Source organism: Blautia caccae, assembly GCF_040095955.1.
Classification (GTDB): Bacteria; Bacillota; Clostridia; order Lachnospirales; family Lachnospiraceae; genus Blautia; species Blautia celeris.
Genome location: NZ_JBBMFP010000030.1, coordinates 1 through 23,336, shown reverse-complemented (window position 1 = coordinate 23,336; position 23,336 = coordinate 1). Strand labels below are relative to the sequence as shown.

Genomic DNA, 23,336 nt, shown 5'->3' with positions numbered 1-23,336 from the left:
CTATCCCTTTCTTATTTTCTGCATTAAAATAGACCGCTTATCACGGTCTGGCTCTGATTTTAATAATATGGCTGGTCTAAATACTTTAATATTTTACCAATCTAATCACTTCCACTTTCCGATGGCGACCCATTCAATCCATAAGCCGCTCGCAGAAGCGTTACATCCTAAAGTTGTTTTTGATGCAGTCGTTGACAGCGTGCCTACATTTTCAGGTATCCCGCTCGCATATCTGGGAGAAGTCATTACGATAGGTGCTTCCTTGAATTTTTCTCTGAATGTGATATCGAGCTTGTAAAACTTTCCCGTTGAATTATAGGAAAATATTGTAGTCTGACTTGCCCCCCAAAGAATCATTATACCAGACTGACCTTTAAATATTCCTTGATTATTTGTAGAACCAGTGGTTCCTTGGGTTGTTTCGTTCGACAGAAGCGTACTTATGCTGTTAATATTCTTTTCTACATTAGTTAAATCAGTTTTTTCCGCTTTACTACCCAAAGCGGAGTTTATTGCAGTAACTGTATCCTGCACATTACTTTTTGTACCATCGGCTTTTGTAAAATCAACATTTGCGGCGGTTGTTTTGGGCTTAACTTCATTCTGCAGATAAGTTAATAAGTTGGAAAACAACATCTTTTTACCAGTACCTGTGGATTCCTCCAGTAAAAAAGCATCCGTACTGGCCGGAGTTACCTTATTTGCAAGGTCGATTACACGGTTAAAGGCAAGATATTTCAAGTCTTTCAGCCATTTCGATGCTTTACCGGCAATCGTGCTTATAGAATCCCCTGAAGCCAGATCTGTTCTGGATGCGGCGTCTGTAAAAGTTACCGGCGTAGTGATATCCACTTTACCAGTCGGCCCTTGTGGTCCCTGCGGCCCTGTTGCCCCTGCATCACCTTTATCCCCCTTTGGTCCCTGTGGGCCAGTTGGACCGGCTGGACCTGCCGGTCCTTGTGGACCGGTCGCTCCTGTGGCTCCCTTGGGTCCCTGCGGTCCCATCACATTGCCTAAATCAAGTTCGGGCATAATTCTCTACCTCCTTATAAGATCATGACCAGATGGCCATTATCATTGATTTTATAACCCGGGGCATCCAGACCAGCGTATACTATATAAAGATGTCCGTCTTCCCGCACCTGGAAGGCATAGACACCTTTACTCTCTACAACTGCAGCATCCCCACCCCGGTCACCTTTGTCTCCCTTGTCTCCTTTCGGCCCCTGGATGCCCTGTGGTCCCTGCGGGCCTGCCGGTCCAGTTGGTCCTATCGGACCTTGTGGGCCTGCCGGGCCATTGAACTCCCCAGCCTGTCTTCGCCGTTCCAGGTCATCCGCTGTAGCATTCGCCCGGTTTGCTGCCGCCTCTGCTGCTTGTGCTTGTGTATTGGCAAGCTGTCCGGCATTGTTAGCGTATTTCGTTGCTTCCACCGCATCTTTTATAGCCGCCCCAACCTCACCGACAAGCCTGTTGATGATCTCCTGTGTCCGCTCGTCTAACTCTATGGTCAGGTCTTCTTCTGTCATGAGGCGTTTCACAACTCCGGCGGAAAAGCACACATACGTTGCCTTCCCATCCCACACATTCGGGTCTCCCCTCAGTACAACTGCCCATTCCCCTGGCAGCATCTTCTGAGGGTCAAAGTGGTCAAAATCACCCCGCCTATCCTGTATTGCCATATTGGTTCACCTCCTTACCCTTACCCTGGTATCCAGCGCACCAGCGACACCCCCGTGGGTGTCGGTGGCGTACTGCCGCCTGGATAACGCAGCACACAGTTCCAGGGATAGTTATAATAACCGCATGTCCATATTTCTGTGCCATCCTGGTCCCCTGTCTGCGGGTTTCCACGGTTTGATGATGCCTGCACCATCCTGCCATTACCAATGCTCATAGCTGTATGGTTCACATGATTAAGGAGCACATCACCATATATGATGCCACTTCCGGATGCCATATCTACGCTGTTTGTCACGTCCTGGAATCCGCAGGCAATAAACGCGTCATACATATTTCCGGTGTATGATGCCCCCTTATCTTTAACCGGGACACCAGCCTGTTGCCACGCCGAGATCAAAAGTGATGAGCAGTCGTAATCCGGCCCCCAGCGATTGTCCTGTGAATATCCGTGGGAATTATCATTCGCGATTGCGACCGCCCACTCCACAGCATTTTTGATAACCGTCGAGCTTCCGTAAGTCAGGTTTTCAAACCAGTACCGTGCATTCTGACTTCTTTCCTCTAGTGCCAGCACTCCCGGTCTTTCATAGTTCCGCATGAACGCTTCCGCCAGGTATTCCGGACTCTCTACAGATTTTGTAAACGCAGAAAACGAGAAATTAAAAGAGGAAGTGGCGATCCATTGCTGGTTGTTTGCCACTTCCCACAAAATACATTCCAACTGCCCATTAAAATATGCCGTTGTATTGCCGTAATTGTTACCCCAGGGATATCCCCTGGCATCCGCCCATGATGTGTAACCCGTTGCCGGTGTCCACTGCACCAGGCCATATCCGCCTGACATGTTGCCGTAAATAAGGGATTCCCATAAGCCAGGGTTGAGTGTGGACTCACGCTGCATATTTCCGAGTATTCCCGCAATAGCATTCCTGGTCCAGCCCTTATTGATGAGATAATCAGCGATATACTGTGCATTATCTGTCATTTGCGATTGAGACAGATATGCATTGCTTATTATAAGTGCCATATTTTTGTCTCCTTAAAATGTCCCTTCTTTCGTATTCCCGCCTACACAGACACCGCCAGAAAATTGCAAATACGTGCCGTCTGAAAACTCTGCTCTCCCTGTTTTTCCAGCTTTAAATTTTCCTGTCAGGCCGTCTTTATCTGCCAATAACGGATATGAGTTATTGCCGCTGTCATCTGTGCAAACAAAAGAAAACTTTGATGCAGATCCAAAGGACTGGATTGCGATTCCTCCACCAGATACAGCTGTCATGATTGCTGATAACTTTCCATTATTGTAAAATTCAACCCTTTTGTTATTGATTTTGATGCCTGTCCCATCTACTAAATTACTAAAGACCCCTTCTGCGTGCACACCATCCTTATTCCAGGTACCGATAACCTTACCTGACGCATTCAGTATGCGCAGCACACCGTTTACATTGTTTTCCCCGCCTAATGTAAGGGTACCACCCCTCGCCCAGTCGAAACGGATACCAATAGCGGACAGGACATTGACCACAGCATTTCCCTGGCTGTCCATGCCGGCATTCCAGGTCTTCCCTCCATCCGTAGATACGGCAAAGGCGTTCGCTGTCATCTTCCAGATGGTATCTGATTCCTTCAGCGTTGGTTTATTGTGCATATAAAAAATGGTGCTGCCATCCTCCAGCTTTTCCTCCGTCTTATATACACCAAAAGACTGGGTGATCAAACTGGTCAGAGCCTGCACCGCTTTGTTATACTCATTTATCTGTACTTTAGTATTTTTCTTTGCCTTTACAAAGGCTTGTGTAGCCTCTGTAAACCTGGAGGCACTGTTACGGGCCGGTGTTTTTGCGTCACAGGACACCGACTGATAATTACCTATCTGGTAGGTGGTATTTGTAATATAGCACTGATAGGTGTTCTGCTTATAATCTGTAACGATTGCCGGGTCTCCTGCCTCTATGGCAGGGTCTGACAGGCAAGAGATAGACACTGGGCGGAATTTCATCCCTATCAGGCAGCCGCCTAAATAATCAGCGACCGTCTTACCGCTACCTTTACGAATAAAATCATTATCCTTTATCTCCAGCACATAACCTTCCGCACCTGTCATATAAGATGCTGGGGCATCTTGCACAGTGGTGTCCTGCGCCTCAGTCACCTTGATCCCGGTTATCACCACATCATCTGTGGCAACGTTTATGCTGTTTAATGCATACAGATGATGGTAGTCCTGTAAGCTCTCAAATGTTCCCCCATCCAAGATGTCTCCGTCTGTCCAAGGCAGGAAACTGCCGCCATCTGCACTGTCACCAGTCTGATAGGATGGGGTCCCATCGTCAAACACACCGCCATCCATGCCATTATGACGCCCAAATACGGCAGTGTCATACCATCCTGACGTCAACCGGCCATATGCGTCACACTTCCAGTAACGGCAGGCTATCTGCCCCACCCATGTCAGCACCTGCCTGAAGGTCAGTGCTTCATCGGCAGGCCGTTCCTTTACCGTAAAATTGCGGTTCGGGAAATCCGCGGATGCCTGTACCACGCCACAGACACTGCAGGCATCGGCTACGATCTGCCCTAGTGTAGCCGGATATTTTAATCTGCTGTCTGTATATGGCCGATCAAATTTCGCCATGTTGTCATAAGCTGTGACAGAGATGACCGCACCCGTGAATTTTCCCGGCTCCGCCGTGTATATGCCCTTTGGTATCCACTCGATCTTGTCCTCTGATAGCTGCAGGCCAACCTTTACATTCAGTTCTGCACCCTCAAAATCGTAGGTATTATATCGTCCGTCTGTATTGTCCAGGCGCAGCGTGCACTCCCCAATAGATGCCGAACCAATATCAAAGCTGTCTGTACTGGATACGCCTGTCTTGATAGTCAGACCATCCGACATCAGATCTGCGTTTGTCAGCACTGTCTCTGTCCCATCCGGGAACCGCGTCACTGTCCGTACATGAAATATCCTGTCCTGTACAACAGCCCGTCTGTAATCCATACTTGTCCTTACCATGCCATCACCTCTGTATAATATCTACCGTAACACTGCGGTACCAGAATATCCCGTCCCCCAGGCGGCCTATCTGTTCTTTGGATATGGTCCCCCGGTATACTTCTATCGTCACATTGATACCGTCATCCCGGAAGGTAAAGGGGAAAAATCCAGCAACCAGTGTCCGCTTGATAAGCGCTACATCTGATTCTGGGAGCACACCCCATTTGATACTTACAGTCTTTTTATTCGCAACCGGGTCTCCGACCATCGTCCCGTCCATTGTACGCCCCGTGTCGGAGGTCCATATGATCTCATCATTAACAGAAATGGAGACGGGTGCCGGCAGCACCACGCCTCCTGATCTTAAAATATCTGCCATTTATGTCACCTCTACCGGATTTTGGCGGTACTTTACATTTTCCAGTGCCCTGTCAAGCGCCCTGGCCAAAAGTTCACCATCCACAAAGAATCCCATCTTCCCAACGGCAGCAATGAACCTTGTCACCGCACTATTCATAACGGCTTCAAAATCCGCTTTGGTCAAGCCACTCCCGGCAGCCGCTTGAACTGCGGCATTCACCATAGCCTGTAACTTGTCTTCCGGGGCTACGATCTCACCGTAATGGCGGTTATCGCCTATCATAGCAAGCTGCGGGGTGTTAGCTTTCACAAAACCGCCTTGTGCCAGCTTGGGTATCTGCGGCACTTTGATGGACGGGAGCCATTCAAAAGGCTTCAGTCCCATGATATCAACTTTTTTCAGTCTTCCGAGAGCTGAGTTCAGGCCGTTAAACGGTATCTCTATCACTTTGTTTATCCCACTAATGAGTGCGTTCACTACGGATTTCAGACCATTTAATATACCATCTTTTATACCGTCAAAAACCTTTCCTCCGGACGAGAAAACATCTTTTACGGCTTTCCATGCTGCGGAGAATTTATCCCTGAACCAGTCGGCCACATGGGAGAAAGTATTTTTTATGCTGCTCCAAATACCCGAAAAGAAATTCCCAACGCTGGAGAATGCGCTTTTAATCCCGTCAGATGCAGATGTAAATTTCTGCTTAAACCAGGAACCCACACTTTTAAAGGTATCAGCAATACCAGACCATAGCCGTGAGAAGAACTCTCCAATCTTTTTCGTTACGGAATCGAACCAGTCTCTAATTCCACCCCATATCTCAATAGCTTTAGCACTTATTTCATCCCAATGTTTATATAAGAGAACTCCTATTGCAATTAAAGCGCCAATTATTAAGATAATCGGGTTAAATCCTGCAAGCAATTTGACCAGCGCGTTTTTTAAACCTCCCGCTTTCATAATTGCCAAAGTCATATTAGTTGCAAATTTCCCAACAAACTCATTTAATCCTGATATTAGCTTTCCGAATTTCCATGCTGCAAAAAAAGAACCAATGACCAGGGTAATATCCTGTACATCTTGTGGGTGTTCTTTACACCAGTCGCTGAACTTCTGCAGCGCTCCATTGATCTTGTCCCATACAGCCAGGAATACACCACCAGCCCAGCTTGCAAGCGGCTGCAACACAGTATCCCAAAACCACTGGAACAACGGCTGCAATGCCTCCAGAATATGGTTGAATGCCTCTATCGCTATTGATAAGGTGTCAAGAAAACGCGGTACTATCTCATTAGCTGTCCATACTCCAAGCGGCACCAGAACATTCTGCCAAAACCACAGCAGCCCTTCCCCTACATTAATAGCGAACGGTGCCAATGCGTCCCACAGTCCACGCAGTGCCTCGTTGATATCATCAAACTTTATGGCCATCAGGCCCTCATTTAAAGCATCAACAAACCCCGGAATGCCTGTTTGGAAGAGCCAGCTTGCTACTTTTCCCAGGAAACCACTGAAAAAATCCCCCAGGGCTGTTTGAGTGAATTTTCCAAGCTGTTGTAATCCTTCGCTCCAAAGCCGCTTAAATGAATCAATGGTCGGCTGGATGTTCCGTTGGATCTTCTGGAACATCTTTTGAAACTTTGAATCAAGCTCATCAATGACAGTATCTCCTTCAGCCAGGCTGCCGTAGTCAACAGACGGGCCCTCAATAACCCCTGCACCGCTTCCAGCACCATCCGAGGTCTTTTCCTGCAGTTTATTGATCTTGTCAAAGCCCATCAGGCTCCTGGATGCCTTCTCCGCTGCTTTACCCACACCTTCCGTAGAATCAGTCAGGGAATCCGCCGCACCGGCGGCCGCCGACAGATCAGACGCTGTATCTTTAAATCCGGAACCGCCTTCCGCCTTCTTACCGGTCAGCATCTCCGTGAAGGACTTAAATGCCGACGCTACAGTCATCAACTTCGCCAGCAACTGGTTCAGCAGCTTCAAGACAGGGGTCAGGACATTTATAAGTCCTTGCCCCAAAGTTGCTTTCAGGCTGTCAAACTGCAGCTTTAAGACACGTACCTGATTGGCCCATCCATCAGATGTCCTGATAAAATCCCCGCTTGCCGTTGTTAGCTGATTCTGTACGAACTGATATCGCAGGGCCACCTTTTCCGACTCGCTCATGGCCTGTGTGGTTTTTCCGAAACCATTTGCCATAGCGTAGGCGTCCAGGGCGCTCTGAGTCATTACAATACCCAAGTCTTTTAATGATTCAGTTTCGCCTGTAAAAACGGATTTCAGTTTCGTATAAGCTTCATCCTGCGAAATATTGTAGAATGACGCTACGTCTCCCGCCAGTCCTGTCAATGTAGTACCCATATCGTAGGCTTGTTTCTCGGAAAATCCGAAAGCCTTTGCCATAGCTCCGAAAGTACCTGTGAACTGTTTGGCCATCGTCTCACTCAATCCGAAGCTTGCTGCCGCCGACTGAGCGAACTTATCTACCTGTTTTGACATGGAGGGAAAAGTCACGTCAACGACATTCTGCACTTCGGCCAGGTCTGATCCCAGTTCAATGCACTGTTTCCCGAAATCAACTAACTTTTTGACAGCGAAAGCAGATGCAAGGGCAACGCCTGCTTTTTTAGCCAGGTTTGTGATACCTGACATCTGTTTCTCAAATTGATTTTTATTGACCACCAGGTCAAGGCCGATCTGGCCTACACTCTGTGCCATTTACCCTTGCTCACCTCCCGCTGCATAAATAAGGGCCTGCTTCATGGATTCCAAAAAGTCATCCATATTCTCCTTGGACATGGCTTTTGCTTTACGTGTCCGCCATTCCGTTCTGATGCGCTTCTGCTCCGGACTGAAATGCTCCAAGATATCAGAATCATCTTCAGCCCGGATAGATACAATCCTTCCAAGAGGTGTCTCTGGACCTATACCTGACAGCAGATCTTTAAATTCGTCCCATTTCATGGTATGCAATTCCTTAGAAATACGAATCCCGTACTGTGACTGAAAAGATGATATAACAAGACCGAAATCATCAATCAAATCATAGTACGGGTCATCACTCTCCCGATTCTTCCTCGCCGGTGATCAGGCCGATGGCCGTAAAGACCAACGTCTGAAAATCTGCAAACTGCAGCTTCATCTTGTCAATTTTCTTGCGGTCTGCTTCGCTGAAGATCAGCTCGTACATTCTCACCACATCGCTGGGCTTTACATTTTCACTGTCTCCTAGGATTCCCATAATCTTCAGGACTGTGGTAGCATCCGCATTTACTTCCAGCTCTTTACCTTTTACAACCAGTTTGGGATTCTCTTCAAATTCCAGTTTATCTGTGATATCAACTACTTTGCTCATTTCGCTCCACCTCCTGATGGTAATGTTACTGCCGGCTTGCCATTGCTCATAATGTCAAATTCAAGCGGGCCGACTTCCGTAGATTTGCCTGCACCGGTATTTGTAATGTTGTATACTGCAGCATCCCAAGAGATCACTGTCCCATCCGGGAATGTCCATCCAAAATAGCCCTCCGCATCACGTCCATTCTTAAAGGCTTTCCCGGCCACATAATCATTTCCGGTATCACTCACATTTCTTTTACCGGAAACAGAGATAGTAATACTTTTCGCTGTGGCCAGCCTACGCGCCCACCCTTCTGTATCAAACGGATACCATTCTTCAACACCATTATCAAATTTCACGGAAAAAGTCTCCATGTCGGCAATAGAAGTAGCACCATCTTTTTTATCTCCTACCTGGAACTGATTCTCGTAACACGGATACACTCCTGTCTTTCCTGCCATATCTTTACCTACCTTTCATAATACATTGTCAACCAGATCACTCGCTCGTACACACCATTGTCATCCGTCCCCACATCAATAGGTTCCGGCACATCCAACTGCAGGTAATCCACGTGCTTCCCGGCAATCTCTAAATTTGTTACATGTAAGAGCTTATCATACAGGGCTTGTGCTGCCTCCTCCGTCTCATTGGCGTATTTATCCCAATGGATTAAGATAGACACTGCCTTGCTTGCCGTCTTTGTACAGTCCAGACCGCCCAGGGCTATATTTGCGCCACCAGACATCTGCCGCTGGTATATCCCAATAGACCGCTCTTTTTTATTCTCTAATTTCCCAATGTAGAAGTGATCTCCTACACCTAATGTCTTTATCCAGTCCCGGATATCTGCTAATTCCACTCTTACACCCCCGCAATCCTTTTGTATATCTGCTTATACGCCTTCTGGCAGTCCTGCTCTTTACTCCCCCCAGGCAGCCAGTCTTCGTACCATTCACCCCGCGCATGAGGGTTTTCTTTTGTCTGGAAATTATACTCTGGGTGGTAATACAGACGCCTGGCATAAGGTTGCGTAGATACAAGGGAGACTTTCCCGGATTTACTTTCCGAATAATCAGCGAAGGTACTGTCATTTTGGAGCGCACCTTTATCAAATGGCATCATCTGGGCCTGTATCACCTCTGTATGCAGATATTCCGCCGTTTGCTCCAAGGCTGTCACCTGGGCATCTGTAAGAGCGCGTATTCGCCCCCATTCCATCTTAATGATTGAGTTCACATTGATCATATAATATCCAACCTCGCGTAATTTACGCTGCCATCCGGGTTCCTGGCCTTCATGCCCTGGAGGATATTTCTGGTCTCCCCGAATACTGTGACTGTACCGCCAGAGATAACTGCTACTTTTGGTGCAATATCTCCTCGGAAGAGGGCCGTACCGGACAACTGCACATATTTCTGCTCTTTGTCAATGACTGTCTTTGCGCTGTCCTGATAATTGCAGCGCAGGTCTCCCTCAAAAGCCACCTCTGGACCTCCATTCTCATTCAAGCTTTCGCTGTAAATGATTACATGGATATCTGTCGTACATGCCCATTCGGGCACCAGACATGGATACATAACATCACCTCAACAATCTGCAACACAAGCCTGTCTGGCAAAGCTGCTCATAGACGTCACGCCGCATGGGGATTCCCTTGTTCGTGGTCACGTTCCAGGATTCGCCAAACTGCATGGTCACCCCATTGATACTGTACCCCTGCAGGATCATATCGAAGATTTCCCGGTTCTGCCATTCAAAATCCGCCTGTTGGCAGCACACCTCTTGTATGATCTCCTGCTGAAATGGTGTCAAACTGGAAAATCCCCGGCCTACAATACGATTGTAGGTCAGGGAATCAATATGCCTAGAAGCCTGTTTTAAATACCGTTCCCGGTCCGCATCCGACAGCAGGCTGCCATTATAGATATCTGTGTAATACGCGGCGTCTGCATAAGGTTTATACATATCACTCACCGGCTTTCTTGCCTGCTGGCTTCTTTTCCGCCTTCAAAGTTTCCAGCTCCTTCCGCAGATTTGATTTCTCTTCCTGCAATTCCGCGCATAATCGCTGCAGCCTTTCCACTTCTTTTACCGCCTTCATATGGTCATCATAAGGTACGGTTTTTCCGGCTCCATAAGCCACAAGGTTTCCAGCCTCATCAATAATGTCAAACCCCTGTTTAACATAAAAAGCTTTATTTTCCTCCGTTACAACGTACTCCTTATTTGCCTTGACTGCTTTCATCTTTTACACCTCCGCTTCTGCGTTGATTGCAATACCACATGCTTTCCGTTCGATCAGGAATGTATCCGTGTAATAACGATTCTGGTAGATGTATTTATCCGCAGTTCTGGAATCTGTACCTGGAGTAAATACCTTCATGTAGGCGTATTTGTCGCGGCTGATCACACAATCCGGATGTACCAGAATCATATTGATCTGTTTTGCAGAGTCAGCCGGTACACAGCCATCAGTAAAGTTGTAAGCTGTTTTAAAACGTGCAGACGGCACTATCTTAATAGCCACTTCATCCAGACCATGCACGCGCCGATCGATTACTCCAGCGGCCCCTGCATTGATTACTCTGGTAATACCCTCTGCACTCTTCAGGATTTTATTGATCCCAGAAGTAACATACAGCATACGGCCCTCCTGTGGTACCGCCTTGTCATCCATGATGGCCATCTGCTCGTCGAACCACTCCAGGATATTTGCTGTTGTAAGTGCCGTATTATCAATCACAGCCCCCTGTGACTTATAGGACTTCGCTTCTGAGTAGAGTTTGGAAAATCTATAGCTGTCTTTCTCCGGGATAGCCTGCTCTTTCTCAAAAACACTCTGGATATTCCCCATCTCCAGCACCAGATTTGTTTCGTCGATGTCCATCGGGTCGATTGGAATCTCAATATCCCTGTCGTGTGTCAGTTTCTTCGGCTCCCAGTCATTTGCCAGGGTGCCAGTATTGAATCCCAGTGTGTTTCTGTCGTGGTCTTTGTACCCAGAAACACTCATCCTCGGGATCTTGATTGTCTGGGCATTTAAAAATTTGATGCCCTGGTTGGACTGGGTGAGGTCATAAGATACCATTTCCCTTGTCCACATCTGCGCCAACTGACGCATGAACTGTTCTGCATAATCATATACTGCCATAATACTTTATCTCCTTTACTTTTTATTACCAAAAATAGCCGCCAACTGGTCATCCACGTTTGGAGCACCGCCTTGGCCGCCTGCGCCTATCTGTCTAAACCCGCCCTGCTGATTCTGTGTTTCCGGTTTTAACTGTGGAAGCTCTTCCAGGACTTTATTCAACGCTGTTTTCAGTGTCTCTTTATTTATGCTGCCTTTATCATCAGCTACATTGCTCAGATCAGCCAGTTTCAGGACGTAAGGCATTGTTTTCAGCTCAACCCCTAACTCTCCCGCCATGAACATAGCTTCTTTTTCCACATTTGCCTGTACCGCAGCAGCCTGGGCCTGCGTAAGCTGTGTCTGCATAGCATTTATGTCTGGTGTGTTGGCTGCCTGCTGTTCCTTAAATGTAGCTATCGCCTGGTCCATTTGTTCTTTGGTCAGGCCCTGCTGTTTTAGATAGCCTTTGATCACAGATTCCTCGGTAGCTGCCTGTTTACCAGCCACGAGCTGCGCAATCTTATCGTAATCAATCTGCGGTGTCGCGCCTCCTGTCTGTGTCTGCTGAGTACCCGCACCTGCACCAGACGATCCGCCATCACCTGCTCCACTCCCGGGCTCTGCAAAGAACTGGATATCCATAGGCAAAATACATCTCATAAATCTCTTTCTCATAATCTTCAATCCTTTCTGAACAGTTTTTAATGTGCTGTCTGCACGGACAGTTTTATGTGTGTCTCACAACAGTTGATAACACGGTGTCTCCGTGTAGTTTTTGGCCTTCGGGCACAAAAATAAGACGCTTCACCCCGCCGCCCAGAGGGAGATTCAGGACCACCGCCTTTCTACTTTCCTTTGCCTTTCTTTCCGCCTTTTTTACAAGCCATTTTGCTCACCTCTTTTCTGCAATGAAATACTCTACGTTTTCAACTGGTATAACCCCTAAAGATTTCCCTTTACAGTCTTTGACGCTGAATACGCCATTCTCCAAATTTATATTTGTACACTGCTTATCAAAATTTAATGTTGCTCCAGATTTCAAACAACAGATATAATATTCCATCTTCCTCACCTCCTCCGTTGTGCTGGTGCAAAAAGAGCACAAAAATACCACCTGCCATTTCTGACTGGTGGTATTAAATACGCCCTTCTTTTTTCAATTGTTCGATTTCTTCTGGCGTGGCCCTATGAAATTTCAATGGTTCTTCTCTCCACGCTTTTTCACGTTCTTCCAGGGCTTTCTGATATTCTTTTTCCTTATCTGTCATATCAAAGCACCTCCAATTCAATAATATTCCCTTTTCTTGATAGTACCCTATAATAGCAATCTTTGTCAATCAAAAGTTCTCGCTGTTTCGGAAAATGACTGAGTGCTTCAACGTAAGCCGCATTCGACCCTTTCTTTGAGTAGACAATTATCTTGTATCCTGCTCCAAATGAACGAGTATCAATAACAGATGTGCTGAAAAATTGCCCCGGCGAAACTATATCGCCAACACCTGCTCCTGCTGTCGGGTCTATATCAACGCCCCTATAAGCCACAATGTCTTGTTTGAGCCTATTCTTTTTTAATGCATTAGAAATAGTATCTGCATATTCTTTAAGCCTTTTATCTCCTATAGCATCTCCCCTGAGCATGGCATTTAATCTTTCAAAAAAACGATTCGACTTTTTATCACCTGAATTGTATGTATATTTTCGGATTGCATGTTTTTCTTTTTCAGTAAGCTGTTTAATCCATTCTTCGGATTCTTTACGCAGTACATCCACAACCTTTTCCTGTGGTACTGCCTGGAAATCTGCCAATGGCCGCTTTTTATCAACATAACCACGACTATCCTGGCTGCCTGTCCTGAATCTAACATTCTTCCACTGCTCCACTTTCTGCTGGTAATGTTTCTGATTCTCCGGATCAAGAGAATACTTTGCCAGTCTTCCAAATTTATCATGCTGACGTGTGGCATATTGCTTTCCGGCCTCTTGTTTACTCCGTGCTTCCACCTCTGCCAGCTCCTGCTTGCTGAACTTGTCATCAGGCGGAGTGCTGATGCCTGGAAAATATGTTGTGTGTCCATCTTTGCACCGTGGATGATATAGTCCTGCAGATATGGCAGAGCTCATGAGAGGATAATCCCCATCTGCCTTACTCCCGCCGCTCCAGACATCATCAATCAGTACCTTACCCACAAAAGGCAGGCACTTAGGACATGGATTACCGCGCTTATTCATGATGACAAGGTGCAGGCCCCACTCCTGACGTTTCTGGCCCTCTCCCTGCAGGTATGCCCGCTTGCTGGCCGTCCTGATTGCCATATCAGCATAATCAGACAATGTGTGCCTGGCTCCATTGGCATACTCAACGCAATTTAACCCGGCAGACAGCATGTCCTTTGTAGCCATATCCACAGCCTTTTCGTAGGTGCCAGCGCCGGTATTGGCATATACCTGAGCGTTAAAGATGACTTTACGATACTGGTCATTTGCCATGCGTAGGACCGCTGTTTCAGCCTTCTGCATATCATTTGTGGTGGCTTTGATGAGCGCATCCAATTTCCTGTCATTTAGCCGGAAAAATTCAGCGGATGCTCCAGGGCTGACTTTCTTGGCTGGGAATCCTTTTTTTATAGCGTTCAGGATTGAAATTTCTTGCCTCATTCCACCTTCTGCCCTGGCTGCTTTGAGCATAACTTCTACCTGACTGTTGATATCCTTAAACTGCTTACCGTATTTACGGCGGTTCTGTAGCTTGTACTTTTCCAATGCTTTGAGCTGCAGAGCCTGCCACTGCTCCCAGTGCATTCCCTCCGCATCCTCCCAGGCACGATGATGCTTCATATTGCGGACCATAGATGACATCAATTCGTCTTCGATAGCACGGAAGGCAGCGCCTATATCGTAATCATTTGCCATTTGCCATCACCTTAAATCCCTGGACCTTGAACTGCCTTGTCAGCGTTTTAAGTTGCGTGGTGCTCTTGCAGTGATCATGTCTGAGTTCTGCATAATCAACTTTTTCCAGGGCGTATATTCCCAGAGGTACCTGCTCCCTGACCGTTTCCAGCAGTCCCTGGTACTCCTTCCTGGTCATCCGGTATATTCTGGGTCCGATTTTCACCTTCAATCACGTTCACCCCTTCCAGATTCAATGCAGGCTCTTCCATCTCTGAGATACCCAGCTCACTCTTGATGCGCTGCACCTCTTCTTTCTTCCACTCCTCGTCCTTGTCATCTCCATAGAGTTCATCCACTGCAGCATCCACAGACATAATCTGTCCGGTCCTTGCCTTGCTGATAGTCTCCACCTGACTTTCAAAACTGGGGTTTGCATAGTCTCCAAACTCAGCAGTCACCTCTACTGGCTTCACGGGCTTATTATAAAACTCATTATAGGCCTTAATGGCTGTCTCTACCAAAATGGGGATATCCACCTGTAAGGCATCAATAATCGTATCCCTGGTATACAATGTGGCTTTTTCTTTCTCACGCTGCGCCTCGGCATTGTCCAGCTTTTTCATGTCGATTCCCAGTGTACTGGGAGAAATCAGCCCCTGCAGGCACAGATCCAGCGCCGTCACATAAGCAGCAAGGTAACTGTCATGTGGAATATCCGGTTGTATAACCTCAATTTTCCCACTACCGTCCTCCGAAAAGCCCCCTGCAATCTTGATATAGCAGTTATCAAAAAAGTTCGGTCGCATCAGTTCCCCGCCGTTTTGGTCTTTTGGAATCAAGTCCTCTGGGATATACTCCTTGGCCCGGCCTTTACGCTGGGCATCCATCCACTGGCTCCACACCTCGTCGAAAGCATCGAAGGAATCAACCTTCTTGTCAAAAACACTCTGTCCTCTCTCATCCCACTTACCAGATTCATAAAATTGGATGGGAACTGCCATCATGTAACGCTCCTCTGGCTTTTCGGTACCAAACGCCACATCTACCAGATTTGCGGTCTGTGGTATAGCATGTAAGTCCACCATACTGTTACCCCTGTACAGCTCATATGTTATATATCCATACCCATAGTGTTCATACAAGACATACTGCATATGGTCATGCTGATAGACCGTCTTAAATACAATCTCCCGTATCCTGCCCCGCTCTGTCACAAGCTCGATCCGGTCCCCCGGATAAAACTCAATGATTGGATACTGACTCAACACGGTATCGAAAGATATTTTAAATGCGCCATCTCCAATATACAGTGTCTCCTTGACCGCTTTCTCCAGCTTTTTCTTAAATTTATTGTCTTCGTCAATCGCGTCCCATAACTCCTGTTCCGGACCGCTCTTTTCAATCCGAATCTCAAAATCCGTCAGAGAAATGCCGGCCAGTGTATCAACGATTAACGCAGGAAGACCTGTATGTATCTTACGCATTTCCTGACCCGGGCTGCTCCTTCCTGCCCAGAACTTATATCTATCAATCCCCGTATCAATCTGGCTGTAAAGTTGCTGCAGCTCATTACTGTCACCCCTATACCAGATACGATTTTTGATTGCATTCGCTTCATAATCCAGGGTTTCGTTAATCATTATCGAAGTTGGGGTCGCATCCTGGATGTTTAACCAGCTTCTGATTCCCCGTTTCATGCCTTCACTCATTTTCTTGATCAGCTCCACTTTCTCACGCTCCTAACATATACATCGTCTCAGCCACACCTGTAGTGCAATCCGGCGCATCATCGTGTTTATTCTCACCGTCCCGCTGGTACCGCACCATTGCGGTGTAGTATTCCGGCCATTTGTGCCGCCAGTTGGACGGGTACAGGACATGCTCCATCACCCATGTGGCATTTGAGATGATCCTGGCTTTTTTGTTTTTCGACTGGTGGAACCACTTAATGATGGTCTTATAATTTTTAAGCTGCTCCTCAGATATCCGCTTTACATTCCGGGCAAATCCTGATCCGCCGTTGTTACTCTCAATCCTTGACCGGTTCACCTCAAACGCCTGGAACCGCTTTGCAACCTCCGGCTCTGTTATCTCCATCCCTGCCTGTGTGTAATAGACATCCAACACATAAGCCTCTCGCATATACACTCCCCATATGATGGTGCATAGGTAATCAGCTCCCTCATCGGCGGTATCTGTATAGCTGTAGATGCCCTCAAACAGGCTGTTACCCTGAGTATCCACTGGCAACCGGTCATAGGTCTTAAAACTGGTATACAACCGGCCTTTCAGGTCGATCGGCTCCTGCTGGTAGTTGGCAGAGGCAATGTCTTCTCCCATTTCGGATATAACATCCTCATACTCTGCTTTCGTCATGATCTCATCGCAGAGCATGGCACCATCATCCTGTACGGCCTTATATGTGATTAGATGACATTTATCCGCCTTCTTCTCCAACATCCGCCCTACCAGGTCATCGGAAGCCCAGCGGGTCATAATCAGGATCTGTTTCCTTGGACGCTCCATACGCTGTACCAGTGTGTTGTTATACCATTCCCAGTGTTTGTCCTTTACCAGCTCGTTTGCTGCCTCCTCATTATTTTTGATGATATCGTCCACAATAAGGAAATTGGCGCCGATACCGGTCGATGTGCCCCCTGGAGATGTAGCCAGATAATTCTTTTCCTCTGACCCATCCAGGCTCCAGAACCCTTTTGCGGCATCCCCTTGCTTGATGGTTGTATCCGGGAAAATGTCAGAAAAATACTTCTGCTTTACATTCTCATTCTCTATGAGGATTCCATCCCGGGTCTGCTGGGCAAATAGTCCGGAAAGGATTTGATTGTAGGAACCGGTAATAATCTTTGTCCTGGGATTCTGCCCAAACATCCAGAGAACAAACAACCTGGCCGTAAAGGTCTTCCCGTGTCTGGGCGGCATGTTTATGATCAGTATCTGCTTATCTATGCTGCCATCGTAAAAAGCCTGTAGTGTCTGACACAGATCCTTCAGATACGGGCGGCTCTCTTTGTAAAATTCCGGATAAAGAAGGCAACAAAAAGACCAGAAATCTCTCCTGGCCTTCTTTACTGCAAGGGCTTCCTGCAGTTTCAAATATTCAATTATGTTCTGCCTGTTAAGAGCTGTTGATTTTCTCATACTTCTTTGCAAGCTCCATCAGCTCCTCTTCCGTCATACTCTCATATTGATTCTGGACATTGAGGCCACCGCTATGCTCTACGTCTCGCTTATCTCTCCACTTATCCGGTCTGCGGTTCTTCAACCAGAAGATCTGTGCTGTTGTATCTCCTTTTATAGCATTACGCAGCAGCGCGTTTTCTACTTGATAGTCAACGACTTCTTTTCCTTTTTTTAGGGCCTCCGAAATCTCCTTATATTCATTCTTCCACCGGTATAGCGTAGAGGACACTATCCCCATATTCTCGGATATCTGCTCATCGGTCAGACCATCTCTGGCCCACCCTTCCAGCAACAGCAAGCCTTCCGGCGTTAACCAATATTCGTATTTTGCCATTCAGGCTCACCTCTTTTCTCCACGCAAAAGAGCCTACCCGATAAGCGGCTCCCACTCGTTGTTAATCTATCTCTATCTTATTCAAAACATATTCATATTCTGCCTGCGGAATGCATACAAAATCGCTATTTACGCCTCTCAAAACTTTATCTCCATTCCGCATCATCATTTCTCTTACACATGCCAAAGGGGCCTGCTCGCTTTTAAGTGTAGAGGGTACCCCCATTGGACCGCGCGGATCTCCCCCTTCAGGTTTGCACAATACCGCCAACTCCTTACTGACGTCTACTAAGCACTCTTCTGTTTTCCCATATTTTTTTACAAACATGTTGCCCCTCCTTCTATATCAAACAAATCAAATTTGCAAATGTATATCCTACCTTCTCGGCCACTGATATCCCTTCCCTATACCCATTATTGCTTTCTCTCCTTAATATTTCAATATATCTGTTAAGCTCTAATGGATATAATTCAGAAATCATACACAAAGAAGCCGCTGTGCATATTGATTCTTCTTTATCGTCTGCTTTTACTTTCTCTAATCCATATTTTTCAAAATATACGTAGTGCATTAATTCGTGTGAAAATTGAAATATAATTTTATCAGGCTCATCTACTGAAGTGATAGCTAATTTAATGATGACATATTTTTTAAATATAGGTGTGCATACAGGCGTATACCCTGAATCCCGTGTAGCATTATCCACGTATAATTCAGGACCGGCTAATAAATCTTGTCCGAAGTATTTCAAATAATAGCTGTACACATTTATTATCGTGTTAAAAAATACATTATAGTTGCTTAATCCATTTGATGGATTATCTAAATTTCCATTAATCTCTAACATACTGTTCCCCCTACATTTTTTTCTATTATATTACAAAACGTCCCGTATTTCTACAGGACGTTTCAAAAAATGTATTGGGAATCTGCTTTGCAGCAGAAGCGGACGCATCCGGAATCGAACCGGAACCCAGGGCGCGACCCTGCCCATCTGCCATTAATGGTATGCTCCACACATTGCACCGCCGTAACGGTGCTGTTATCCCAGACCTGGGACATGCGGTTTAACGATTTTACCGCAAACGTTATAGTAGTCACGCAACCCACCCCGTACTACTCTGGCAACCATAAGTTCCTTACATTGCCCCTACCCAAATACCGGACGTATCATCTGATACCGGCTAACCAGCCACCGAGCTATGACACCCGGCAGCCGAACAACAAGAGGAGGATAGTCAACATCCGAGTGAGCCGTTTGCTTTCGCCCACTGGCTCTATTGTAATAATAACACTTATTTTGGTTAATTGTGTTAATCTTTCAAATACTGGTCGATGATCTGCGAAACCCTTCCCCTGCTATAACCAACCTCATCCGCTATTTCATGTTGCTTTATCCCTTCTATATATGCCATTTCAAAGATTTGTCTTGCGTTACTATCTGGAATTCCAGCAATGAACTGTTCTATTTCCAAAACTGCCGCCCTAATCTGTTCCTGTCTTTCCTTCCGAATCCGCAGCCGCCGGTTGATCTCATCAGCTTCTTTTGGCTCGTCCATCTGAACAGACGTCCTCACCTCCGTAAATGGAAAATCGTGGCTGGAGCCTACCACTTTCCCCATAACAGTAGGGACCTGTGATGCACGTTCATATAGCTTGTCTATGGCCTTGTCATTCAGGATCTGCTCCTTTAATAGCGCTCTGTACTGTCTCAGTGTTTTTTTGTCCATTGCATCACCTCCAGTTTTGCATCTCTTTGCTCGCATTTACCAGGGATGCTTTTAAATCTTCTCGCCATTTATCCGTCTGATTATATTTAAACGGACAGTTCTGATATTTTTTATATGTATCAAGCATCTTGTTTCTGTGTTTTAAAAGCTTTTCCTGCATGTCTATTTCTTTGTACAAGGCAAATGCTATTTTAAGTATAATCAACATCTCTTTCATCCGTTACCTCCTGTCTAGCATCTGCATAAACTCTTGATACTGATAGCTCTCACAGGCTCCTGTTTTATGCCGGAGGAGAATGTGGTGCTCATACAGGTTAACAACCTGCATCCGGCGGCTTACCTTTACGGTCCTCCGTCCCTCGTCCTTAATGTCTATGATTATATGTACTGTCTCTCCGCGCTTTACGCCGTAGCGCTTTTCCCGCGCCCTTATGTTTTCCTCCCGCCTGATCGCGGGTAATGCTTGCTCGTATGTGGGGTCCGGGCAGCCTGATCCGTTTCTTGCCATCTATTTTTCTCCTTTCCATATATTCCAAAACTGTCATTTATTTCTTGCTTTTACATCCTCCCAAAATGTTTCCGTGGTCTTAAACCGATATCCGCAGACTGTGCACTGCCTCCTTCGCATGACCATATGCCCACCTGGGGTTTCCTCACTATCCGTTACCTGCGTTTTTCCGCCGCATTTTTTGCACTTCATGGCTTGTCCTTCTTTCTTTGAGCAATAAAAAACTACCAGCAAATACTGATAGTTAGTTGGTAGTTTTTTATTTTATTCTTTTTATTGTTCGCAACATTACCACTTGTTTCGGTTCTGACACTTTTAAAGTGCCTTTATCTAAGCAACAATATTCTTCTAATTCTTCTGGCAAGCACCCAATATCACGCACAAAATCACCTGGGCTGATAATATCGTGATTCAATATAAGCGAGACTGCCTGTCTATGTGCAAATGGTTTTTCTATTGGCATTTCTGAATCTAGCGGCTCATGTCTCCAATACCCTCTTCTGGTCATCTGATCTTTAAGATATTTTATTTGACTATATGAAAATAGTCCTAATGTTTCACACCTTTTTATCATAGCAGATATTGAAACTTTCCATTTTGCTTTAAGTTGGATAAAATGATCCAGAGATGTTGAATACACATCTTTTTCAAAGCTTTCCTTTGGAAGTAGAAATGCGCCTGCAAATCTATGAGCTTCATCTTCGAGTTTCTTGTGTATCACATTGCTCTGTATTTCATCAGGCGAAAAATTACCTGCATGCATTAACAAATGACCAATTTCATGCGCTAATCCAAATCTCACTCTGCAATTTGTATCTTTATCAGTGCTCATGAATATATATGGTGTATTATTATACCACTCTGAAAGCCCGTCCAATTTTCTCAGCCTAAGTTTTGTGGTCGATACTACTATTCCATTTTTTTGTATGACATTCATCAAATTATCTATAGGCCCGTTTCCAAGATTCCACGTTTTTCTTAGCACTGTTGCAAAATATTCTATCTCCTCATTACTAATAGGATCAATCCCATTATCCATATATTCTACTTCTGGAAAATTAACTTTAGGAAAATCAACATATTTTTCCAAATATTCATTAACTTCCCTTAGTATCTGTATTTTTACCTCTGCAGCTTTGAGATCCGTTTTTCGTGCAGTGTTATTGCTTCTAAAAAACACACCGCTATTCGCCGCACTATTGACAGGCATCGGTTTTCTAAAAAATTCTACAGAATATTTCAAAAATTCAGCTATCCTATTTAATACTGCATCGCTTGGTATGCTTTTTCCAGTTTCATATTGAGATATAGCCTGTTTTGATACACCTACCAGTTCTGCCAATTCCGCCATAGACACGCCACGAGATAGCCTTGCTTGATTGATTCTATATGGAATTATTTCCTTTGAAGTATTCATTTTCCATCACCACTAATATTTTCTTTTAGTTTTACTACAAGATCATCCTTTAGATCTGTAACTTGTTCATAAATCAATTCCTCAGGCACATACTGTTTACATTCCTTAACAATATCAAGCAAATCTTGTGAGTGTAAGCTTTTATTAAAATCACAATCTGGAACTAAAATGTTTAAATGCAATAACTTCCCTTTGAAATATCTATAACCAATCACTGCATACTTCTTCATTTCTCCAACAACAGCCTCTTCTTCAACGAATTCTAAATTCATCTGTCCGTACTCGTTTCGGTTACCCTGTGCTAATTCCATTTTATATTTAGCTTTGGACGGAAGCTTTCCTGGTTTCTCGGTCCTACAAATACTAGTAGTATAATCGTTAGTATTTAATAAAACTACTTTATTCTTATATTTGGTCAACTGTAAATCATTCACAAGATAAGAAGAAGCCGATTTTGTAGCTGCCTTTTTAAATTGTTCATTTACAGCATAATATAAAATTCTACCATACAACTCTTCTGCATTCCTTAAAAATATTGAATTTCTTCTCCAAAATTCCTCAAATGCCTCCGTTGCCACCAAAAAATTATTTGCTACCATTGCTCTAAACGCAAAATTAAAATTCTCATTGAATAGCTGCTCATCAAACGCCATATGTCACACTCCTTCCAAATAATGTATCCATAGAAGCATTATAACACTTGACGTTTTTTTAGTCAACTGCATTATACAAATTCTATACATTTGTCTAGTATAGTGCACTTTCTAACTATCAGTATTAAATTATCAAGGTTCAAATACAAATGTGATGTCTGTTGATACTATCCTATATACCTTCTATAATTAATGATTACTCATAGTTATCCTCCAATCCTTTCCCGGTATGCTCTCATATAATTTCGCATGTACCACCGTTCGCATTCTCTACAATAGCTGTTCCGGCGGTTCTGTCTTTTCATCAACCGGAACTCCTCTTCCTTTTTTGGCTTGTGGCATATGCTACACATCCTCATCTTGTTAATCCCCATTACCGTTTTTAAGCAACCATTGGAAAACCAGACGGTTTACCATATGCGTAAATCCTATAAGGTCCGTATCATCATCACCAGTTATAAAAGTATACAAGAGATGTACTGCTATAATCATTGCGGTAAAGTCATCTGTAAGGTTCTCCTCTTTCAGTTCTATTTTTGGCATTTCAGTGCCTTCCCTTTCATCTGCATCTAAATATAAGTCTCTCAATGCTGTCACAAACTTTTCTATTCTTTTATCAAATTCTTTTTTGTTCATTTTTATTCCTTTCACAAATCTTTTATCTTTTCACCACAGTTTCATCACATTTTCCCGGTATAGTAATACTCAACAAAGGGCAATAACCTTTTTCATATAGACTTTTCTTTTTCATACTGCCGGGCCTGTTGACCCGGCCCTCCTTTTTTTAACTACTCCTCCATGCTCTCCATAAACTCCTTATAGCACTCCGTGCACCCCAGAGTATCCACCAGACTACATGCTATGTACCCGTCCTGATACACTGCCACATTGCACTTTAGGCACTCCTTTACCTGGCAGCCTTTATATTTTGTAAACCCTGGGCAGTAATGGACCGGATAAAATATCCCGCCTCTACACCAGTGCGCCTGCTCTCCCGGCTTATCCCAGTTGCTCCAGGCAGTCCGTGGCGGCTTATCTGGGTGAGCTTTATCGTATGGGTCTATCTTTGC

The 23,336-nt window shown here is 45.2% G+C and carries 32 protein-coding genes; all 32 read right to left on the bottom strand.

The annotated features are described in order from the left end of the window. Positions 1-105: 105 nt before the first annotated feature. Positions 106-1,032, bottom strand: coding sequence for a collagen-like triple helix repeat-containing protein (locus WMO65_RS23335; RefSeq protein ID WP_207708202.1), 927 nt, complete (start codon positions 1,030-1,032; stop codon positions 106-108). A 14-nt stretch (positions 1,033-1,046) separates the two neighbouring features. Continuing rightward, positions 1,047-1,682 carry a collagen-like protein gene (locus WMO65_RS23330; protein ID WP_187370547.1) on the bottom strand — a complete coding sequence of 212 codons (636 nt, stop codon included), beginning with the start codon at positions 1,680-1,682 and terminating at the stop codon, positions 1,047-1,049. Positions 1,683-1,702: 20 nt separating this feature from the next. After that, positions 1,703-2,710, bottom strand: a complete 1,008-nt coding sequence (locus WMO65_RS23325) for a phage tail tip lysozyme (RefSeq protein WP_148391759.1) — start codon at positions 2,708-2,710, stop codon at positions 1,703-1,705. 12 nt (positions 2,711-2,722) lie between these two features. Continuing rightward, positions 2,723-4,702, bottom strand: coding sequence for a hypothetical protein (locus WMO65_RS23320; RefSeq protein WP_340299745.1), 1,980 nt, complete (start codon positions 4,700-4,702; stop codon positions 2,723-2,725). A 4-nt stretch (positions 4,703-4,706) separates the two neighbouring features. Then, on the bottom strand, positions 4,707-5,063 hold the full coding sequence (locus WMO65_RS23315; protein WP_029468446.1) for a hypothetical protein: 357 nt from the start codon (positions 5,061-5,063) through the stop codon (positions 4,707-4,709). Continuing rightward, a complete protein-coding gene (locus WMO65_RS23310; protein WP_340299744.1) occupies positions 5,064-7,772 on the bottom strand; it encodes a hypothetical protein in 2,709 nt (902 codons plus the stop codon). Beyond that, entirely contained in the window at positions 7,773-8,096 is a 324-nt protein-coding gene (locus tag WMO65_RS23305; protein ID WP_340299743.1) for a Gp15 family bacteriophage protein, read from the bottom strand. It abuts the gene before it with no gap. A gap of 16 nt (positions 8,097-8,112) precedes the next feature. After that, positions 8,113-8,409: a hypothetical protein gene (locus WMO65_RS23300; protein WP_340299742.1), complete on the bottom strand. Its 297-nt coding sequence runs from the start codon at positions 8,407-8,409 to the stop codon at positions 8,113-8,115. Continuing rightward, complete coding sequence (locus tag WMO65_RS23295; protein WP_340299741.1) at positions 8,406-8,855, bottom strand: phage tail tube protein; 450 nt, start codon at positions 8,853-8,855, stop codon at positions 8,406-8,408. Before WMO65_RS23295 ends, WMO65_RS23300 begins: the two co-directional genes overlap by 4 nt. An 8-nt stretch (positions 8,856-8,863) precedes the next feature. After that, positions 8,864-9,256, bottom strand: coding sequence for a phage tail terminator protein (locus tag WMO65_RS23290; RefSeq protein ID WP_349064690.1), 393 nt, complete (start codon positions 9,254-9,256; stop codon positions 8,864-8,866). A 2-nt stretch (positions 9,257-9,258) separates the two neighbouring features. Next, positions 9,259-9,642 carry a hypothetical protein gene (locus tag WMO65_RS23285; protein WP_349064689.1) on the bottom strand — a complete coding sequence of 128 codons (384 nt, stop codon included), beginning with the start codon at positions 9,640-9,642 and terminating at the stop codon, positions 9,259-9,261. Beyond that, positions 9,639-9,881 (bottom strand): hypothetical protein, encoded by a 243-nt coding sequence (locus WMO65_RS23280; RefSeq protein WP_256157900.1) that lies wholly within the window; start codon positions 9,879-9,881, stop codon positions 9,639-9,641. Before WMO65_RS23280 ends, WMO65_RS23285 begins: the two co-directional genes overlap by 4 nt. A gap of 97 nt (positions 9,882-9,978) precedes the next feature. Continuing rightward, positions 9,979-10,362, bottom strand: coding sequence for a head-tail connector protein (locus WMO65_RS23275; RefSeq protein WP_256157901.1), 384 nt, complete (start codon positions 10,360-10,362; stop codon positions 9,979-9,981). Between the two features lies 1 nt (position 10,363). Beyond that, positions 10,364-10,642 (bottom strand): hypothetical protein, encoded by a 279-nt coding sequence (locus WMO65_RS23270; RefSeq protein ID WP_033143744.1) that lies wholly within the window; start codon positions 10,640-10,642, stop codon positions 10,364-10,366. Positions 10,643-10,645: 3 nt separating this feature from the next. Beyond that, positions 10,646-11,548: a hypothetical protein gene (locus WMO65_RS23265; protein WP_033143745.1), complete on the bottom strand. Its 903-nt coding sequence runs from the start codon at positions 11,546-11,548 to the stop codon at positions 10,646-10,648. Positions 11,549-11,563: 15 nt separating this feature from the next. Next, positions 11,564-12,205 carry a hypothetical protein gene (locus tag WMO65_RS23260; RefSeq protein ID WP_033143746.1) on the bottom strand — a complete coding sequence of 214 codons (642 nt, stop codon included), beginning with the start codon at positions 12,203-12,205 and terminating at the stop codon, positions 11,564-11,566. Between the two features lie 217 nt (positions 12,206-12,422). Further along, positions 12,423-12,593 (bottom strand): hypothetical protein, encoded by a 171-nt coding sequence (locus WMO65_RS23255; RefSeq protein WP_256157902.1) that lies wholly within the window; start codon positions 12,591-12,593, stop codon positions 12,423-12,425. Positions 12,594-12,666: 73 nt separating this feature from the next. Then, complete coding sequence (locus tag WMO65_RS23250) at positions 12,667-12,798, bottom strand: hypothetical protein (RefSeq protein WP_256157903.1); 132 nt, start codon at positions 12,796-12,798, stop codon at positions 12,667-12,669. Position 12,799: 1 nt separating this feature from the next. Next, positions 12,800-14,440 (bottom strand): phage minor capsid protein, encoded by a 1,641-nt coding sequence (locus WMO65_RS23245; protein ID WP_256157904.1) that lies wholly within the window; start codon positions 14,438-14,440, stop codon positions 12,800-12,802. Positions 14,441-14,535: 95 nt separating this feature from the next. Further along, the gene (locus tag WMO65_RS23240) at positions 14,536-16,149 is read right to left on the bottom strand and encodes an ARMT1-like domain-containing protein (RefSeq protein WP_349064688.1); all 1,614 of its coding nucleotides are present in this window, start codon (positions 16,147-16,149) and stop codon (positions 14,536-14,538) included. A 4-nt stretch (positions 16,150-16,153) separates the two neighbouring features. Further along, positions 16,154-17,581: a phage terminase large subunit gene (gene terL / locus WMO65_RS23235; protein ID WP_349064687.1), complete on the bottom strand. Its 1,428-nt coding sequence runs from the start codon at positions 17,579-17,581 to the stop codon at positions 16,154-16,156. After that, the gene (locus WMO65_RS23230) at positions 17,559-17,957 is read right to left on the bottom strand and encodes a transposase (RefSeq protein WP_349064686.1); all 399 of its coding nucleotides are present in this window, start codon (positions 17,955-17,957) and stop codon (positions 17,559-17,561) included. The genes terL and WMO65_RS23230 overlap by 23 nt, the downstream gene beginning before the upstream one ends. 61 nt (positions 17,958-18,018) lie before the next feature. Next, entirely contained in the window at positions 18,019-18,285 is a 267-nt protein-coding gene (locus WMO65_RS23225; protein WP_227225586.1) for a hypothetical protein, read from the bottom strand. Positions 18,286-18,298: 13 nt separating this feature from the next. Further along, the gene (locus tag WMO65_RS23220) at positions 18,299-18,805 is read right to left on the bottom strand and encodes a hypothetical protein (protein ID WP_227225587.1); all 507 of its coding nucleotides are present in this window, start codon (positions 18,803-18,805) and stop codon (positions 18,299-18,301) included. A gap of 466 nt (positions 18,806-19,271) precedes the next feature. Then, on the bottom strand, positions 19,272-19,688 hold the full coding sequence (locus WMO65_RS23215; protein ID WP_349064685.1) for a sigma factor-like helix-turn-helix DNA-binding protein: 417 nt from the start codon (positions 19,686-19,688) through the stop codon (positions 19,272-19,274). 4 nt (positions 19,689-19,692) lie between these two features. Beyond that, positions 19,693-19,905, bottom strand: a complete 213-nt coding sequence (locus WMO65_RS23210; RefSeq protein WP_033143977.1) for a hypothetical protein — start codon at positions 19,903-19,905, stop codon at positions 19,693-19,695. Between the two features lie 3 nt (positions 19,906-19,908). Next, a complete protein-coding gene (locus tag WMO65_RS23205; protein ID WP_349064684.1) occupies positions 19,909-20,196 on the bottom strand; it encodes a hypothetical protein in 288 nt (95 codons plus the stop codon). A gap of 33 nt (positions 20,197-20,229) precedes the next feature. Next, positions 20,230-20,388 (bottom strand): NrdR family transcriptional regulator, encoded by a 159-nt coding sequence (locus WMO65_RS23200; protein WP_349064683.1) that lies wholly within the window; start codon positions 20,386-20,388, stop codon positions 20,230-20,232. Between the two features lie 67 nt (positions 20,389-20,455). Beyond that, entirely contained in the window at positions 20,456-21,613 is a 1,158-nt protein-coding gene (locus WMO65_RS23195; protein WP_349064682.1) for a helix-turn-helix domain-containing protein, read from the bottom strand. Further along, positions 21,610-22,266 (bottom strand): hypothetical protein, encoded by a 657-nt coding sequence (locus WMO65_RS23190; protein WP_349064681.1) that lies wholly within the window; start codon positions 22,264-22,266, stop codon positions 21,610-21,612. Before WMO65_RS23190 ends, WMO65_RS23195 begins: the two co-directional genes overlap by 4 nt. Before the next feature lie 363 nt (positions 22,267-22,629). Then, complete coding sequence (locus tag WMO65_RS23185; RefSeq protein ID WP_349064680.1) at positions 22,630-22,902, bottom strand: hypothetical protein; 273 nt, start codon at positions 22,900-22,902, stop codon at positions 22,630-22,632. A 152-nt stretch (positions 22,903-23,054) separates the two neighbouring features. Further along, positions 23,055-23,336, bottom strand: a 282-nt coding sequence (locus tag WMO65_RS23180) for a hypothetical protein (RefSeq protein WP_349064679.1), incomplete at its 5' end; no start/stop codon positions are given.